This window comes from Microbacterium oleivorans (assembly GCF_001644225.1).
Lineage (GTDB): Bacteria > Actinomycetota > Actinomycetes > Actinomycetales > Microbacteriaceae > Microbacterium > Microbacterium gawkjiense.
The window spans coordinates 226,370-242,238 of record NZ_LSTV01000002.1; the positions used below are offsets into that span (position 1 = coordinate 226,370).

Genomic DNA, 15,869 nt, shown 5'->3' on the forward strand with positions numbered 1-15,869 from the left:
CTTCAGCCGTGCTTCAGCGTGCGCACGCCACACTGGGCGCATGCGTGTTCTGGTGGTCGACGACGAGGTGCGCCTTGCGGACGGCGTGCGGCGCGGGCTCGAAGCCGAGGGGTTCGCCGTCGACGTCGCGCACAACGGCGTCGACGGGCTGTGGCGCGCCCGCGAGACGAGGTACGACGCGATCGTGCTCGACCTGATGATGCCGGGGATGAGCGGCTGGAAGGTCTGCGAGGCCCTCCGCGCCGAGGAGAACTGGACCCCCGTCCTCATGCTGACGGCCAAAGACGGCGAGTGGGACCAGGTCGACGCGCTCGACGCGGGCGCCGACGACTACGTCACGAAGCCCTTCTCGTACCCCGTGCTGGTCGCGCGGCTGCGGGCGCTCATCCGCCGCGGCGGCGTCGAACGTCCCGTGGCGCTCGAGGCCGGTGACCTGCACGTCGACCCCGCCGCCCGCCGCGTCCGCCGGGGCGACACGGCCGTCGAGCTGACCTCGCGCGAGTTCGCCGTGCTGCTGCACCTCATCCGCCACAAGGGCCAGGTCGTCTCCAAGCGCGACCTCATCGCGGGTGTCTGGGACGACGACTTCGACGGCGACCCGAACATCGTCGAGGTCTACGTCGGGCATCTGCGCCGCAAGCTCGACCGTCCCTTCGACCGGAACGCGATCGAGACCGTCCGCGGCGCCGGGTACCGACTGGCGGTCGACGGTGGCTGAGCGGATGCCGCGGGTCAGGTCGCTCCGCACGCGCATCACCGCCGCGGCGACCCTCATCGTCGCGGTCGTCATGGTCCTCGCCTCGCTGAGCTTCAGTGCCGTGCTCGGCGCGGAGATCCGCGGCGCGACGACCCGGACCGCCGAGACGCGGGCGGGGGAGATCGCCGTGCGCGTCGACGAGTTCGGGGTCGACGCCGTCGACGACCTCGACGACGACATCGTGCAGGTCGTCGACGGCGCGGGTACCGTCGTCGCCTCCTCGGACGACGCCCGCGCGGGAGCGCTGCCCGCCGACCGCGACGGCGAGACCGTCGTGTACGACGGCGAACGCGTCCTCGTCGTCGTGGCGGACGTCGACGACGGCGGCCGAGAAAGCGACGACGATGACGATGAGCCGTCCGCCGACGCGCGGGTGGTGCTGGCGGTGTCCGTCGAGGACGACGACGCGACCCTCGCCACCGCCGGGTGGCTGCTCGCGGCATCCACCCTGCTCGTCGTGCTCGTGGTCGCCGCCGTCACCTGGTGGGTCGTCGGCCGCGCCCTGCGGCCCGTCGAGCGCATCCGCCGCGAAGTCGACGAGATCACCGGCGACCGCCTCGACCGGCGCGTTGTCGAGCCGTCGTCGGGTGACGAGATCGCGGCCCTCGCCGGCACGATGAACCGCATGCTCGACCGGCTCGACGCGTCCGCCACCGCGCAGCGCAGGTTCGTGTCGGATGCCTCGCACGAACTGCGTTCCCCGCTCGCGACCATGCGTCAGCACGCGGAACTCGCCCGTGCGCACCCCGAGGCGACGACCCTCGACGACCTCGCCGAGGTCGTCACCGAGGAGGGGCTGCGGATGCAGGACCTCGTCGAGGGCCTGCTGGTGCTCGCCCGGCTCGACGAGCAGGCCCCCTCGCAGCGAGGTGTCGTGGACCTCGACGACCTCGCCCTCGCCGAGGTCTCGCGCCTGCGCGCAGCCGGAGTGAGCGTCGACGGTTCCGCCATCACGGCGGTGCAGGTCACGGGCGACGAACGTCTGCTCGGGCGGATCGCGCGGAACCTGGCCGACAACGCGGCCCGGCACGCGTCATCCCGGATCGCGGTGGGAGTCACCCGCGACGGCGCCGACGCGGTGCTGACGGTCGACGATGACGGCAGCGGCATCCCCGCCTCGGAGCGCGAGCGCGTGTTCGAGCGCTTCGTGCGCCTCGACGAAGGACGGGCGAGGGATGCCGGGGGCAGCGGCCTCGGCCTCTCGATCGTCGCCGGCGTGGTGCGGGCCTCGCGAGGCACGGTGACGGTGGACGAATCGCCGCTGGGCGGCGCGCGCTTCACGGTCCGGCTGCCCGCCGCGGACTGAGGGCGGCGAGGGCGCTCAGGCAGGAGCGCTCAGTCGGCGTGCTCGGGCGGCCAGACCACCGCGAACCGTTCGAAGACGATCTCGTCGTCCTCGGACCACTCCGCGCCGCGGGCGGCGGCGACCCGCGTGAAGTAGCGGCGGTGCTCGCGCTGCCAGCTCTCGAGGGAGCGATCGTCCTCGCCCTCGTCGAACGCGAAGGCCGCGTCGGCGCTCGCAAACGGGCCGACGCGCAGTTCGGTGCTGCGGATGATGATGCGCGGCGCGCCGGTGCCGTCGCACGCGATCCAGTGCGAACCGATCCGCGGCAGCTGGTCGCCGTGCTCGAAGAACTCCGCGACCAGTTCGGAGGTCGCCCGCTTCGGGCCGTTCAGCACGGCGTCGAGCAGCTGATCGGCCAGTCGCGGGCTGTCGCCGAAGTGCTCGACGGTGTACTCCGGGCCTGCTGCCGCGGCAGCGGGATGCGCGGCGCGGTAGTCGGCCCACATCCGATCGGCGGTGTCACGATCGAGGGGGAAGGCGGCGGAGGAGAGACTTTCGGACATCCCACGATCCTGGCATCCCGGCATCCTGAAGACCGCTTCAGGTCGCTTCAGGTGGGCTTCAGTGCCCGCTCGGCACTCTGGGTGCATGAGCGAGAACACCACCACCCCCGACCCGTCCACCCCCACCCAGCCGTACACGCCCGCCGCCGAGCCGGCGGCGGACAAGCCCGCGAAGCGGCGCGGCCGCACCGCGCTGATCGCCGGTGGCGCAGCGCTCGGCGCACTCTTGCTCGTCGGCGGCGGCGTCGCGATCGGCTCCGCGCTCGACGACGACGACGACCGCCTGGACGGCGTCGCCGTCAGCCAGCGGGGCGCGGCCGACGGCGCGCAGGACACCGCCGCCGGAACGCAGGGCGAGGCCGACGCCACGCGCGTCGACGACAGCGACGACGATGCGTCCGACGTCGACGACGACACCGCGGCGACGACCGCGTCCGGCGAGTTCGGTGCGTCCGACGCCGCTGCGCTCGACGGCATCGCGAAGGCTGCGCAGGGCGTCGCCGACGGCGAGCCGACCGCGATCGACGCGAACCGCGACGGCAGCTGGGACGTCACCCTGACGGGTGCCGACGGGTCCGAGACCGAGGTCCTCGTCGATGCGGACGGCCAGGCGGTCGTGCGCGAGACGGAAGGACCCGACGCCGACGACCGGGCGCCGCAGAACGTGCTCGACACCGCCACGCTGCAGGCCATGGTCGACGCGGCCCTCGCGGAGCAGCCCGGGCGCATCATCGACATCGACGCCGACGACGACAACCGTTCCCCGTTCGACGTGTCGATCCTCACGGGCGACCGTCAGATCGTGGAGGTCACCCTCGACGCGTCCGGCACGGTGCTGAAGACCGAACTCGACGACTGAGCGGATGCCGCCCCGCGGCATCCGTGACAGGGCGCGGACCTTCCGGGGTCCGCGCCCTGTCGTGCGTTCGCGAGGAGATGTCGGTTCGAGAGGAGGCATCCGCTCGAACCGGTCCTCGGGAACCTCCATCTCCTCGCGAAGCGACGGATCAACACCGCGAAGCGACGGCGCGCGAGCCTCACGCCGCCGGGATCACCCCGCGGCGCGCCAGGTCGCCGAGCCACGCGAGGCTCGGCTTGGGCGTGCGGGCGAAGGTCTCGTGGTCGACGTGGATGAGCCCGAACGTCGGACGGTACGAACCCCACTCGTAGTTGTCGAGCAGCGACCAGTGCAGGTACCCCCGCACGTCGAGGCCGTCGCGGAGCGCGGCCGAGACCCCCTCGAGCGCGCCGGTCGTGTAGTCGATGCGCCGGGTGTCGTCGGCCGTCGCCATGCCGTTCTCGGTGACGATCATGGGGATGCCGCCGGTCACCTCGTGGGTGTGGCGCAGCGCGTGGCCGAGGGCCTCGGGGTAGTACTCCCAGCCGGTGAGGGTGCGCTCGACGTCGTCGGGGAAGGGCACCGGACCGTCGGGGCCGATGATCGTCCGCAGGTAGGACTGCACGCCGATGAAGTCGTCGTCGCGGGCCTGCTCGAGGTAGTAGTCCTCGCGCCAGTAGCCCCACTCGTCGCGCTCCTTCTCGTACCCCGGCACCGCCTGGTACACCTGGTTCGCGACCGACCACCCGCTCTTCACGTGGCCGAGCCCCGACAGCACCTCGCGCGAGGCGTGGTGCGCCTGCGCGATGACCTGCGCGACGTGCGGCGACGGCCCGGGGAAGTTGACGCCCTGCTCGGTGTCGATCTTCGCCTCGGTCTGGTTGACCATCATGTTGGGCTCGTTGATCGTGACGACGTACTCGACGTCGTCGAGGATGCGGGTCGCCGTCTCGGTGTACCGGCGGAACCGGTCGACGACGTCGTCGGCGTACCAGCCGCCGTCGCGGCCCTGCCAGCGCGGCACGGTGAAGTGGTGCAGCGTCACGAACGGGGTGATGCCGGCATCCCGGCACGTGTCGATCATGCGCCGGTAGTGGTCGAGCTGCGCCCGCGAGACGATCCCCTTCTCGGGTTCGATCCGCGCCCACTCGATCGAGAAGCGGTAGGTGTCCAGGCCCGCCTCGGCGAGCAGGCGGATGTCCTCGGGGTAGCGGTGGTACGAGTCGCAGGCGTCTCCGGAGGGTTCCTCCACGGTCGTGTCGGGCGCGTGCTCGAACTCCCAGTGCGCCGTGTTCACGTTGCCGCCCTCGATCTGGTGCGCGGCGGTCGCGGCGCCCCAGAGGAAGCCCTCGGGCGCGGGGGTCGTCGGTCCGGTGTGCGTCGTCATGCGCGGGTCCTTTCATCGGATGCCGCGGGTGCCGCGGCGGGGGTCTGGTCGAGCTCGACGACGGCGCAGCCGAAGGCGTCGAGGTGGAGGGCGTCGCCGGACAGGCGCGCGGCGTATCCGTGGAGCAGGCGGCCACCGGCATCCGTCACCGTCCGCGGCGTCCGCGACGGGTTGAGCGCCACCAGCAGGGAGCCGCCCCGCACGTAGGTGAAGGGGTACGCGGTCGTCCGCACCTCGACGTCGGCGCGGGCCGACAGCCGCGGGTCGGTGCGGCGCAGCGCGATCGCCGCGCGGACGAAGCTCAGGAGCGAGTCGGGGTCGTCGCGCTGGTCCGCGACGGTCGGCCGCGCCGGGTCGGGGTCCTCGGGCAGGTACCGCGAGGGGTGGATGCCGTCGCCCACCTCGCCCCACTGCATGGGCGTCCGCGACCCGGCGCGCTCGTAGCGCGGTCCGAGCGAGGAGCCTTCGTGCGGCGAGAGCCCGGGGAGGTACCGCATGCCGATCTCGTCGCCGTAGTAGACGGACGGCATCGCCGGCCAGGTGAGGACGAGCAGGAGCGCGGGGCGGGCCTGCTCGGCGTCGCGGGGGCCGCTGACCATGCGTGTGAAGTCGTGGTTCGCCGTCGGGAGCCCGACGACGCCGCCGCGGCCGTCGCGCTCGATCGCGTCGGCGGCCTCCCGCCACGCGGCGACGAAGTCCGCCGCGTCACCCGTGCCGTCGGCGCCGGCCCACACCTCGGTCTGGTTCCACGCCTCGTGCACGGTGCCGGCGTTGTCGTTGAAGAGGGACTTGAGCGGCCAGCCGTCGCTGTCGCCGCCGAACTGGAGGAAGAAGTCGCTGTGGAAGCCCGCCGGGACCGCCCGCGCCGGGTCCCCCCATTCGGACAGGAGCACCCGGCCCGGGTGGGTGGCGTCGAGCCGGGATCGGATCCCGTTCCAGAGCTTCGCCGTCTCGACGTGGCCGGGGTCGTCCTTCACGAGCGAAGCGGCCATGTCGACCCGGAACCCCTGCACCCCGCGGTCGTACCAGCGGCGGATGATGTCGACGAGGGCGTCGCGGTTCTGCCGCGGCCCGTCGGCGTCGACGGGCTGCCGCCAGGGCTCGTCGGCGGCGGGTCGCGCGTACCCGAAGTTCAGCGCGGGCTGGAAGGCGAAGAAGTTCGGCTTGTAGAAGCCGCCGCGCGGGCCGGGAACCGGCTCGAACCCCTCGGCGGCGCGGTCCGAGAAGACGTACCGATGATCGGTGTTGTCGGCGATCGCCGCCTGGAACCAGGGATGCCGGTCGGACGTGTGCCCGGCCACGAGGTCGAGCAGGACGGCGATGCCGCGTCGGTCGGCTTCGGCGATCAGCCGGTCGAGGGCGGCATCGCCTCCGTAACGCGGGTCGACGTGATCGAAGTCCGCGACGTCGTACCCGGCGTCGCGCATGGGCGAGACGAAGCAGGGGTTGATCCACACGGCGTCGACGCCCAGCCAGGACAGGTGGTCGAGGCGGCCCGCGAGCCCGTCGAGATCGCCGATGCCGTCACCGTCGGCATCCGCGAAGCTCTGCGGATACACCTGGTACAGCACGATCCGATCGAGGCGATCGGCGAGGGTCGATGACGGCATCCCTCATCCTCCTTCTGCGTCGTTGCAGGTCATGTAACCGGTTACCACGGGGACTGTACCCGATGTATCCGGTTACATCCAGGCCGGTCGCACGTCGCCACCCACGCGGTGTCGGCCGTCGGTGCCACCATGCTCACGTGCCCGATGCCCTGCCCTCGCGCTGCCGCCTCTGCGGCGGCATGATCGGCGAGCGCCGCGATGACGCCTGGTACTGCACGCGCTGCGGGTGGCGGCTGGGCGACGCCCCCGACCCCGACATCCCGCCGCCGCGGATCGACGTGGTCTACTACCTGCGGTACCGCGACCGCGTGAAGATCGGCACGTCGGCGACGCCGCGGCGCCGGTTGGCCGCGATCATGCACGACGAGCTGCTGGCCTTCGAACCGGGCGACCGCGCTCTGGAACAGCAGCGACACCGCGAGTACGCCGAGCTTCGCGAGGGCGGCGAATGGTTCACACTGACCGGGGCGCTCACGGCGCACATCGACGCCGTGCGAGAGCGCATCGGCGACCCGTGGGCGGCCTACGACCGCTGGCTCGGCGACGCGTTCCGACGCCGATCCTCGTAGGCGGCCAAAAGTTCTACCACACGACGCTTGTCCCCCGAAAGGGGGACAAGAACGTCTCCCAACATGAGTAGATTCTCACGTGCTGTAGGACCACCATTTGGGGAGCTGGTTAGCCCGCACTCGGTTTGGTCTCTGGGGGACAAAGGCGATTCCGCATGCGGGCCCCGCTGCAGCACCATGACCCGGCTGGGGTCCGGGGGAGACCCCCCTCCAGCCGGGTCTCACCCCTTCCGCTCGGGCGGATGCACGCGTATCGTCGCGGGCAACCCAGCCCCGGGTCGTCCGCGCGGAATCGCGTCTCCCCTGTCACGGCGACGCATTCGGGAGCCCCGGGCCGTCGAGCCGACCTCCCCCCGCGGTTCGGGCCCGGGGACTCCTCCCGCAGTCAGGCGCGGACCGCGGCGGTGATGCGCGCGACGACGGCATCGACGTCGGCGGCGGCACCACCGGCATCCGCGTCGTAGAGGAACTCGGTCCGCCCGCGACGCACCCCGCAGTAGTCGAGGATGCCGGTCTCGATCTGGGTCGCAAAGGCGCGATCGTATCCGCGCCGCTCGTAGAGCGCGGCATCCGAGCCCGCGACGGGCACGAGGTGCACCGTGAGTCTGCCGAGTCCGGGGCGGATGCCGCCGCCTTCGCCGACGCCGAAGGCCCACCCGTTCGCGAACACCCGATCGATCCAACCCTTGAGGAGGGCGGGCATCGACCACCAGAACACCGGGAAGACGAGCACGAGATGGTCGGCGCGGTCGATGCGGGCCATCTCGGCGGCGACGTCCGCGGGGTACTCCCCCGCCACGGCGTACGCGTGCCGATCGGCCAGGGTGAAGCGGGGGTCGAAGCCCTCGGCCGCGAGATCGGCGACCTCGGCCTCGCCCGCCGGCAGAGCGGCGGCGAGGCGGTCGGCGACGTGGTGAGTGAAGGACCGCGGATCCGGGTGCGCGACGACGAGGAGGGAGCTCATCCCTCCATTCTGCGGGCGCAGGGTCTTGATGTAACCGGTTACCAGCGCTACAGTCGCTCGATGTATCCGGTTACATCGCCGGATCCCGATCTCACGAGGAGGTGACGGAGGGACATGACGACCCATGACGCGCAGACCCCCCGGTCGCGCACCCGCTCGCACGGCGGCAGCTCCCGCCCCACGATCCGCGACATCGCACGGGCCGCGGGCGTCTCGGTCGCAACGGTGTCGCGCGTGACGCACGACGACCCCCGCGTCGCCGGCGAGACCAAGGACCGCGTCCGCGAGGCGATCGACCGCCTGGGATACACCCCCTCGTCCCTCGGCCGCGCCCTCTCGTATCAGCGCACCAACACCCTCGGCATCGTCCTCCCGGGCCTCGGCGGCCCGTACTTCGCCGCCCTCATCGAGGGCGCGGAGTCGGTCGCCGTCGAGCGCGGCGTCGCGATCAACGTCCTCGGAACCCACCTGCGCCCCGACGCCGTGGCCTCCGTCCGCCAGCTCGCCGAGCGCACCGACGGACTCATCATCGCCGGAGGGACGGTGCCGGATGCCGAGATCGCCCGACTCGCGGCATCCGGACGCGTCGTCGTGGTCGCCGGCGAGAGCGAGGACGCTCCGGCGGTGCTGACCGACGGACGCAGCGCCGCCGCAGAACTCACCCGCCACCTCATCGAGGTGCACGGCCACCGCCGGCTCTCGTTCGTCGGCGAGCCGGCCGGATCGCCCGACACCACGCTGCGCTACGAAGGCTTCCGGGACGCCCTGCGCGAGGCGGGGCTCGACGAGGCCGGCGAGCCGCTGCGCTACGGACTCGACGTCCGCAGCGGCGCCCTCGCCGCCCGGCAGGTGCACGAGAGCGCGCTGCCCGATGCGCTCGTCTGCGCGAACGACGAGCTCGCGATCGGTCTGCTCGCGACACTGCCCGGCCTCGGCCACCGCATCCCGCAGGACGTCGCGATCACCGGCTTCGACGACCAGTCGCTCGCCGAGATCGCGTCGCCCCGGTTGACCACGGTGCACCAGCCGGTCGCCGAGCTCGGCGCGCGCGCCGCCGCCGGCGCCCTCGGCGAGACCCTCGACCCGCGGACGGTGCTGCCGACCCGGCTCGTGATCCGCGAATCCTGCGGATGCGCCGCCGACCCCGAGGCGATCACCGACTGAGACCCGGGCGCGGAGCGCCCCACACCCGAGGAACGAGGAGGTTCCGATGAGAAAGCGCACGAGAGTCGCGGCGAGCGCCGCCCTGGTGTCCGCGCTGCTGGCGACGTCCGCCTGCGCGAACATCGGGCTCGAGCCGGCACCGCCGGCGGCAGAGGGCATGATCGCGGAGATCCGGATGCCGTCCGAGGCGTCCGGCTCGGTGCAGGGCATCCTGAACTACAACTGGCTCTCGCCGAACGCGACCGTGCAGACCTGGCTGTTCGAGCCGCTCATGATCCGCGACCGGTTCACGTGCGAGGCGATCCCGTGGCTCGCCACCTCCTACGAGTGGCCGACACCGGACCGCATGGTGCTGACGCTGCGCCAGGGCGTGGAGTGGAGCGACGGCGAGCCGTTCACCGCCGACGACGTCGTCTACACGTTCATGGTCGGCAAGGAGTTCCCCGCCGCCGACCGCGCCGGCATCTGGGGTGAGTACTTCGGCGCGCCGGCCGAGAGCGTGACCGCCCTCGACGACCACACGGTCGAGATCCGGTTCACGGGTGCGGCGGTGCCGAAGACCGACGGCATCCTCTCGACGATGAAGATCCTGCCCGAGCACATCTACGCGGAGCAGGGCGACCCCACCCTCTTCGTCGACACGGTCGGAGTCGCGACCGGACCCTTCATGCCGAAGGACTACAACGGTCGCCGACTCGTCCTGGAGCGCAACCCGAACTACTGGAACGCCGACGAGGTCAAGATCCAGCAGATCTCGATGGAGGGCCAGTACGACGCCAACTCCGGCGCGCTGAAGCTGCGCGGCGGTGCGCTCGATCTGTACCGCGGCGACATCCCGAACCCGAACCGTTCGGTCGTCGCACCCGACCCCGAGAACGCGCACTTCTTCTACCCGCCGGACGCGACCACGGTGCTCGCGATCAACAACGAGCGGCCCGTGCTGAACGACCCGAAGTTCCGTGAGGGACTGGCGTACGCGATCGACCGCGAGGCGATCACCGAGCGCGCGACGTTCGGGATCATGGAGCCCGCCAGCCAGACGATGCTCCTGCTCCCCTTCCAGGAGCAGGACCTCCCCGAGAAGTGGCAGGGCGACAAGGCCTACATCCCCTACGACCCCGACAAGGCGAACGAACTGCTCGACGCCGCCGGCTACGAGCGCGGCGCCGACGGGTGGCGCGTCGACGCCGAGGGCAAGCCGCTCTCGTTCGTCTTCAGCGTGCAGGCCGGCTGGATGGACATCATCGCGATGGCCGACGTGATCGTCCGCAACGCCAAGGACGTCGGTGTGCAGATCAAGATGGTCACCACCGACCCGAACGCGGTCGACGGGATGCAGCGCTCCGGTGACTTCGACATGGTCGTCGACTTCGTCGGCGGCGGATGCCAGCGCTCGAGGGACCTCGGTGCGCGACTGCAGTCGTCGCAGATCTCGAAGGACAAGGAGCTCCTCCTCAACCGCGCCCGCTACTCGGATCCCGAGATGGACGCGCTCGTCGACGAGTGGTCGAACACGACCGATCCCGCCCGCGCGAAGGAGATCGAGGCGGAGGTCATCGACGTCTTCATGACGGAGTTCCCCTACATCGCCCTGCAGTACGCGCCGAACCGGCTCATCTACCGCACCGAGAACGCGGTGGGCTGGCCGAGCGACGAGAACCCCTACCCCGTCGACCAGCTGATCCGGATCGCGCCGGAACTGCGGCCGCCGGGGGATGCCGCGGCATCCACCTCTTCGGAGAAGGACTGACCGATGGTGTACTACGCACGCAAGACGGGCTACTTCCTGCTCACCCTGTGGGCGGCGATCACGCTGAACTTCATCATCCCGCGGCTGCAGCCCGGTGACCCCGCCGAGATCATGGTGACCCAGCTCACCGGTCGCGGCGAGGTGGACCCCGCGCAGGTCGCCGCGATCCGGACGATGCTCGGCTACGGCGACGACAACGTGTTCGTCGCGTACTGGCAGTACCTGCAGCAGTTGGCCGCGGGCGACCTCGGCATCTCGTTCACGTACTTCCCCGCCCCGGTCATCGAGGTGCTGGGCAAGGCGCTCCCGTGGACGCTCGTGCTCGTCGGGTTGACGCAGATCCTGTCGTTCTTCGTCGGCACCCTGCTCGGCGCGATCGCCGCGTGGCGGCGCAACAGCCGGTTCGACGCCACGATCTCGGTCGGCTCGACCTTCGTCGGCAACCTGCAGTCGGTGTGGATCGCGCTCATCATCGTGTTCCTCTTCGCCTACTCGCTGGGCTGGTTCCCCGCGACGGGCGGGTACGGCTATACCGACCCGGGAACCCCCGAGCACGTCGCCGACGTGATCGCCCACGGCTTCCTGCCGGCGCTCACGCTCATGGTGACCGCGCCGATCGGCTTCATCCTGTCGATGCGCAACACGATGGTGCAGGTGCTCGGCGAGGACTACATCCGCCTCGCCTCGGCCGCCGGCCTCAAGGAGCGCACCCTCGCCCTCGGCTACGCCGCCCGCAACGCGCTGCTGCCTGTCATCACCGGTTTCGCGCTCTCGCTCGGTGTGCTCATGGGCGGGTCGATCCTCATCGAGACCGTCTTCGACTACCCCGGCATGGGCCGGCTCATGGGTGAGGCCACGAGCAACCGCGACTTCCCGCTCATGCAGGCGATCCTGCTCGCGACGATCGTCATCGTCCTCACGGCGAACTTCATCGTCGACCTCATCTATCCGCTCATCGACCCGCGCGCCCGCCGGGCGTCGGTCTGAAAGCCGGGTGACCCCTCATGGCTCCTGAAGAGACCCCCCTCCCGCAGCCGGCGTCGATGCCGCAGCCGGCGGGCGGCGCCCTGCCCGATCGCACCGAGCCGGTGCGGACGTTCCGGCGCCGCATCACCGAAGCGGATGCCTCGACGAAAGAGGTCGTCGCGGTCGTCCGGCCGCCGCGCTGGTACCAGGTCATCTGGTCGAGCAAGAAGGCGCGTGTCGGCATCGTCATGCTGGCGGTGTTCGCGCTCATCGCGATCCTCGCGGACGTGCTGACCCCGTACAGCCCGACCGACGCGTCCTTCGCGCCCTCGCAGGACCCGAGCTGGGCCCACTGGATGGGGACCAACACGCTCGGCTACGACATCGGCACGCAGCTCGTCCACGGCACGCGCCTCTCGTTCGCGATCGGCGTGCTCGGCGGCCTCGCGACGATCGTCATCGCCATCGTCGTGGGACTGCTCGCGGGGTACCGCGAGGGCAGCGCGCTCGACGACGTGCTCTCGTTCGCGACGAACCTGGCCCTCGTCATCCCGGTCCTGCCGCTCATGATGGTGATCGTCGCGTACAGCGAGACGCGCGGCCTCGCGCTCCTCGTCTTCGTCATCGCGATCACCAGCTGGGCGGGTGCCTCGCGCGAGATGCGCTCGCTCATCATCTCGATGCGCAACCGCGACTACGTGACGGCCGCCCGCTTCGGCGGCGACGGCATGCTGCGCGTCGTGTTCCGCGAGATCATGCCGAACATGTCGTCCCTGATCGTCTCGGGGTTCATCGGGGCGGCCACCGCGGCCATCGCCGCCGAAGCCGGCCTGTCGTTCATGGGCTTCGGCGATCCCAACACCGTGAGCTGGGGACAGATGCTCGCGCAGGCCAACGCCAACGGCGCCCTCGTGCAGGGACTGTGGGTGTGGCTCGTCGCGCCCGGTGTCATGCTCGCGCTCCTCATGACGTCGCTGACGTTCGTGAACTTCGGCGTCGACATGCTGAGCAACCCGCACCTGCGCGAAGAGGAGGAGGAGTGATGACCACTGCGGCATCCGTTCTCTCGGTCGAGAACCTGTCGGTGCAGTACCGTCCCAAGGTCGGCGCCGCCGTCGAGGCGGTGAAGAACGCGTCCCTGCAGGTCGCGCCGGGCGAGTTCGTCGGCCTCGCCGGCGAGTCCGGCTCGGGCAAGACGACCTTCGCGCAGGCGGTGCTGAAGCTGCTGCGTAGCCCTGGGCGCATCACCGGCGGCACGATCCGCTGGGGCGACCAGGACGTTACCGACCTCTCGGGCGACGACCTGCGCCCGTACCGCTGGTCGTACGTGTCGACGGTGTTCCAGTCGAGCATGAACTCGCTCAACCCGGTCGTCCGCGTGCGGCGCATGTTCGAGGACGTCATGCACGAGCACACCGACTTCAGCGACGAGAAGATCCGCGAGCGCTGCGAGGAGCTGTTCGACCTCGTCAGCGTCGACACGCGCTTCCTCGGCATGTACCCCCACGAGCTCTCGGGCGGGATGCGGCAGCGCGTGAACCTCGCCCTCGCCCTGGCGCTGCAGCCGCAGCTCGTGCTGTTCGACGAGCCTACGACCGGACTCGACGTCGTCGTGCAGAAGTCGATCCTCGACAAGATCCGCGAACTGCAGGAGCGCGAGCGCTTCGGCGCCGTGCTCATCACCCACGACATGGGCACCCTGCTGGACTTCTCGGACCGCGTCGCCGTCATGTACGAGGGCGAGATCGTCGAAGACATCGCGGCGACGGATGCCGTGAGCCCGGGCCCGCGGCATCCGTACTCCATCCACCTCGTCGGCTCGTACGCCGAGCTGCTCGGCGAGGACGTGCCCGGCTACACCGGCGCCGAGCTCGAGGAGCCCGAGGAGGTGTCGCAGGAGGCTCCCGTGCAGGGGCGGACGGTGCTCGAGATCGAGGACCTCGGCCGCCGGTTCGCGAAGCGGCAGGGGATGAAGACCGAGCACGTCGACGCCGTGAAGGACGTCTCGTTCACGCTGCGCGAGGGCGAGGTGACGGCGCTCGTCGGACAGTCCGGCTCGGGCAAGTCGACGATCGCGCGCATCCTCACCCGCATCGACGTGCCGTCGTCGGGGTCGGTGCGTTACGCCGCCAAGGCGGACGGGCAGATGCACGACATCGCATCGCTGCGCGGCAAGGTCGCGCGGGAGTACCGCCGCAACGTGCAGTACGTCTTCCAGGACCCCTACGCCGCGCTCAACCCGACGCTCACCGTCGGGTACTCGCTCGCGCGACCGCTCGTGAACTTCCTGCACGTCGGGCGGCGCGAGGCGATCGAGCGCTCGGCGAGCCTGCTCGAAACGGTCGGGCTCACGCCGGCGGGGCGCTTCATCGGGCGCCTCCCGCACGAGCTCTCGGGCGGTCAGCGCCAGCGCGTCGTCATCGCCCGCGCCCTCGCCGCCGAGCCGCGGCTCGTCATCGCGGACGAGCCGATCGCGAGCCTCGACGTGTCGATCCGCGCCGAGATCCTCGAGGTGCTGCAGTCGCTCGTCGCCGACCACGGCGTCGGGATGCTGTACATCACCCACGACCTGCTGTCGGCGAAGAGCCTCGCGAACCACGCGCTCGTGCTCAAGGACGGCGAGCTCATCGAGTCCGGCCCCGCCGAGCAGGTGATCGAGAACCCGCAGGCCGCCTATACGCGGCAGCTGCTCGACGCGATCCCCAACCCCTTCGAGAAGAGGTCCGCCGCATGACGCTCCCCGCCGTGGAGACCCTGCCCGCCGACATCCGCGAACTCACCGAGACGGAGGTGGATGCCTCGATCCGCTGGCTCTGGCGGTTCTCGACACCCTCGGGCCCGGGATGCGGACTCGTGCTCGACCGCGACGACCTGCCGGACGTCGCCACCGTCGCGGCTACCGGCTTCGCGCTCGCGGCGTGGTGCGTGGGTGTCGAGCGCGGCATCCTCGACCGCACCGAGGTGCTCGAGCGCGTGCGCGGCACGATGCGGACCCTCGAGCGGACGGTGCCCGAGAAGAACGGGTTCCTCGCGCACTTCGTCGACGCCGCGACCGGCGAGCGGCAGGGACGGTCGGAATACTCGACCATCGACACGACCCTCGCCCTGTGCGGCGCGGTGGTCGCGGCATCCTTCTTCGACGACGCCGACGTGTCGGCCGCGGTGGATCGGATGCTGGCGCGCATCGACTGGAACTGGCTGGCGGCGACGGGGGCGGATGGGCGGACCGTGCTGCGCATGGCCTGGGTCGGCTCGGCCGGCGACGACTACGCCGAGGGCGCGGACGAGTCCGGGTTCGTGAGCGCGTGGAGCATGACCGCGGAGCAGTTGACGATGTACCTGCTCGCCGCCGGGCACCCGGACGTCACCCCGGAGCGCGCGCAGGCGCTGTGGGACGGGTTCGACAAGCCCGTCGGATCGTACGGCGGCCACGAGTGCGTGTACGAGCCCGGCGGGACGCTGTTCACGTACCACTTCCCTCTCGCGTTCTACCCGTTCCAGCGGGTGCGCGACAAGGACGGGCGGGACTGGTGGGCGAACTCGCGCGAGGCGTCGCTCGCGTCGCAGGCGTGGTGCGCCGACCAGTCCGGCACGTGGCGGACCTTCGCGGCGGGGCTGTGGGGTCCGGCGGCGGGGCTCGGACCCGGCGGGTACGTCGTCAACGGCGCGCGGCCCGCGGCGCACGAGCCGCGGAACGACGGCACGATCCCACCGGTGTCGCTGTTCGGCGCGCTGCCGCTCGCGCCGGATGCCGTGGCACCCGCGCTCCGCGTGCTGCGCGACGAGCACCCGGGCGCCTGGAACGAGTGGGGCGCGACCGACGGCATCAACCTCGAGGGCGACGAGCCCTGGTACGCGCCGCCTCGCTACGGCCTGAACAAGGGCGCGACGGCGCTGCTGGGCGCCGCGGCGCTCGGGTCGACCCTGGTGTGGGATGCCTTCTCGCGGCATCCGTGGATCGCCCGCGGCGCGGACAAACTCGGCTTCTGCGAGGCGTAGACGGCGTCCCGCCTTCC

At 71.2% G+C, this 15,869-nt stretch carries 14 protein-coding genes; 10 read left to right on the forward strand and 4 right to left on the reverse strand.

Annotation, left to right across the window (positions count from 1 at the left end; translation table 11 throughout):
- The first annotated feature begins 40 nt into the window (after nucleotides 1–40).
- Together AYL44_RS07685 and AYL44_RS07690 are read left to right on the forward strand one after the other, a co-directional pair.
- On the forward strand, nucleotides 41–718 hold the full coding sequence (locus tag AYL44_RS07685; protein ID WP_064002691.1) for a response regulator transcription factor: 678 nt from the start codon (nucleotides 41–43) through the stop codon (nucleotides 716–718).
- A 4-nt stretch (nucleotides 719–722) separates the two neighbouring features.
- Nucleotides 723–2,063, forward strand: a complete 1,341-nt coding sequence (locus AYL44_RS07690) for a sensor histidine kinase (protein WP_064002692.1) — start codon at nucleotides 723–725, stop codon at nucleotides 2,061–2,063.
- A gap of 29 nt (nucleotides 2,064–2,092) precedes the next feature.
- Here the strand turns inward: AYL44_RS07690 and AYL44_RS07695 are convergent, their stop codons facing one another.
- Nucleotides 2,093–2,605 carry an ASCH domain-containing protein gene (locus AYL44_RS07695; RefSeq protein WP_064002693.1) on the reverse strand — a complete coding sequence of 171 codons (513 nt, stop codon included), beginning with the start codon at nucleotides 2,603–2,605 and terminating at the stop codon, nucleotides 2,093–2,095.
- Between the two features lie 85 nt (nucleotides 2,606–2,690).
- On the opposite strand from AYL44_RS07695, the gene AYL44_RS07700 reads away from it, so the two are divergent.
- On the forward strand, nucleotides 2,691–3,464 hold the full coding sequence (locus AYL44_RS07700) for a hypothetical protein (RefSeq protein ID WP_064002694.1): 774 nt from the start codon (nucleotides 2,691–2,693) through the stop codon (nucleotides 3,462–3,464).
- Between the two features lie 178 nt (nucleotides 3,465–3,642).
- Here AYL44_RS07700 and AYL44_RS07705 read toward each other — a convergent pair whose 3' ends face one another.
- Nucleotides 3,643–4,830: a glycoside hydrolase family 1 protein gene (locus AYL44_RS07705; RefSeq protein WP_064002695.1), complete on the reverse strand. Its 1,188-nt coding sequence runs from the start codon at nucleotides 4,828–4,830 to the stop codon at nucleotides 3,643–3,645.
- Nucleotides 4,827–6,440: an alpha-amylase family glycosyl hydrolase gene (locus tag AYL44_RS07710; RefSeq protein WP_064002696.1), complete on the reverse strand. Its 1,614-nt coding sequence runs from the start codon at nucleotides 6,438–6,440 to the stop codon at nucleotides 4,827–4,829. Before AYL44_RS07710 ends, AYL44_RS07705 begins: the two co-directional genes overlap by 4 nt.
- Before the next feature lie 137 nt (nucleotides 6,441–6,577).
- Between AYL44_RS07710 and AYL44_RS07715 the strand changes: the two genes are divergently transcribed.
- Complete coding sequence (locus AYL44_RS07715; RefSeq protein ID WP_231872754.1) at nucleotides 6,578–7,009, forward strand: GIY-YIG nuclease family protein; 432 nt, start codon at nucleotides 6,578–6,580, stop codon at nucleotides 7,007–7,009.
- Between the two features lie 385 nt (nucleotides 7,010–7,394).
- Here the strand turns inward: AYL44_RS07715 and AYL44_RS07720 are convergent, their stop codons facing one another.
- Nucleotides 7,395–7,973 (reverse strand): NAD(P)H-dependent oxidoreductase, encoded by a 579-nt coding sequence (locus AYL44_RS07720; RefSeq protein ID WP_064002698.1) that lies wholly within the window; start codon nucleotides 7,971–7,973, stop codon nucleotides 7,395–7,397.
- Nucleotides 7,974–8,087: 114 nt separating this feature from the next.
- On the opposite strand from AYL44_RS07720, the gene AYL44_RS07725 reads away from it, so the two are divergent.
- Genes AYL44_RS07725 through AYL44_RS07750 form a run of 6 tightly spaced genes read left to right on the forward strand, consistent with a single transcriptional unit; the run spans nucleotide 8,088 to nucleotide 15,852 of the window.
- The gene (locus tag AYL44_RS07725) at nucleotides 8,088–9,137 is read left to right on the forward strand and encodes a LacI family DNA-binding transcriptional regulator (protein ID WP_082886147.1); all 1,050 of its coding nucleotides are present in this window, start codon (nucleotides 8,088–8,090) and stop codon (nucleotides 9,135–9,137) included.
- A 46-nt stretch (nucleotides 9,138–9,183) separates the two neighbouring features.
- Entirely contained in the window at nucleotides 9,184–10,887 is a 1,704-nt protein-coding gene (locus AYL44_RS07730) for an ABC transporter substrate-binding protein (RefSeq protein WP_082886148.1), read from the forward strand.
- Nucleotides 10,888–10,890: 3 nt separating this feature from the next.
- Entirely contained in the window at nucleotides 10,891–11,874 is a 984-nt protein-coding gene (locus AYL44_RS07735; protein WP_064002700.1) for an ABC transporter permease, read from the forward strand.
- 17 nt (nucleotides 11,875–11,891) lie between these two features.
- On the forward strand, nucleotides 11,892–12,896 hold the full coding sequence (locus tag AYL44_RS07740) for an ABC transporter permease (RefSeq protein ID WP_064002701.1): 1,005 nt from the start codon (nucleotides 11,892–11,894) through the stop codon (nucleotides 12,894–12,896).
- Nucleotides 12,896–14,587, forward strand: a complete 1,692-nt coding sequence (locus AYL44_RS07745; RefSeq protein ID WP_064002702.1) for an ABC transporter ATP-binding protein — start codon at nucleotides 12,896–12,898, stop codon at nucleotides 14,585–14,587. The genes AYL44_RS07740 and AYL44_RS07745 overlap by 1 nt, the downstream gene beginning before the upstream one ends.
- Nucleotides 14,584–15,852 carry a glucoamylase family protein gene (locus AYL44_RS07750; RefSeq protein ID WP_064002703.1) on the forward strand — a complete coding sequence of 423 codons (1,269 nt, stop codon included), beginning with the start codon at nucleotides 14,584–14,586 and terminating at the stop codon, nucleotides 15,850–15,852. Before AYL44_RS07745 ends, AYL44_RS07750 begins: the two co-directional genes overlap by 4 nt.
- The last annotated feature ends 17 nt before the right edge of the window (nucleotides 15,853–15,869 follow it).

What these genes read in the sequence shown, in the direction of transcription:
- AYL44_RS07685 (WP_064002691.1), top strand. Translation starts at nt 41, where the DNA reads ATGCGTGTTCTGGTGGTCGACGACGAGGTGCGCCTTGCGGACGGCGTG.
- AYL44_RS07690 (WP_064002692.1), top strand. Translation starts at nt 723, where the DNA reads ATGCCGCGGGTCAGGTCGCTCCGCACGCGCATCACCGCCGCGGCGACC.
- AYL44_RS07695 (WP_064002693.1), bottom strand. Translation starts at nt 2,605, where the DNA reads ATGTCCGAAAGTCTCTCCTCCGCCGCCTTCCCCCTCGATCGTGACACC.
- AYL44_RS07700 (WP_064002694.1), top strand. Translation starts at nt 2,691, where the DNA reads ATGAGCGAGAACACCACCACCCCCGACCCGTCCACCCCCACCCAGCCG.
- AYL44_RS07705 (WP_064002695.1), bottom strand. Translation starts at nt 4,830, where the DNA reads ATGACGACGCACACCGGACCGACGACCCCCGCGCCCGAGGGCTTCCTC.
- AYL44_RS07710 (WP_064002696.1), bottom strand. Translation starts at nt 6,440, where the DNA reads ATGCCGTCATCGACCCTCGCCGATCGCCTCGATCGGATCGTGCTGTAC.
- AYL44_RS07720 (WP_064002698.1), bottom strand. Translation starts at nt 7,973, where the DNA reads ATGAGCTCCCTCCTCGTCGTCGCGCACCCGGATCCGCGGTCCTTCACT.
- AYL44_RS07725 (WP_082886147.1), top strand. Translation starts at nt 8,088, where the DNA reads ATGACGACCCATGACGCGCAGACCCCCCGGTCGCGCACCCGCTCGCAC.
- AYL44_RS07730 (WP_082886148.1), top strand. Translation starts at nt 9,184, where the DNA reads ATGAGAAAGCGCACGAGAGTCGCGGCGAGCGCCGCCCTGGTGTCCGCG.
- AYL44_RS07735 (WP_064002700.1), top strand. Translation starts at nt 10,891, where the DNA reads ATGGTGTACTACGCACGCAAGACGGGCTACTTCCTGCTCACCCTGTGG.
- AYL44_RS07740 (WP_064002701.1), top strand. Translation starts at nt 11,892, where the DNA reads ATGGCTCCTGAAGAGACCCCCCTCCCGCAGCCGGCGTCGATGCCGCAG.
- AYL44_RS07745 (WP_064002702.1), top strand. Translation starts at nt 12,896, where the DNA reads ATGACCACTGCGGCATCCGTTCTCTCGGTCGAGAACCTGTCGGTGCAG.
- AYL44_RS07750 (WP_064002703.1), top strand. Translation starts at nt 14,584, where the DNA reads ATGACGCTCCCCGCCGTGGAGACCCTGCCCGCCGACATCCGCGAACTC.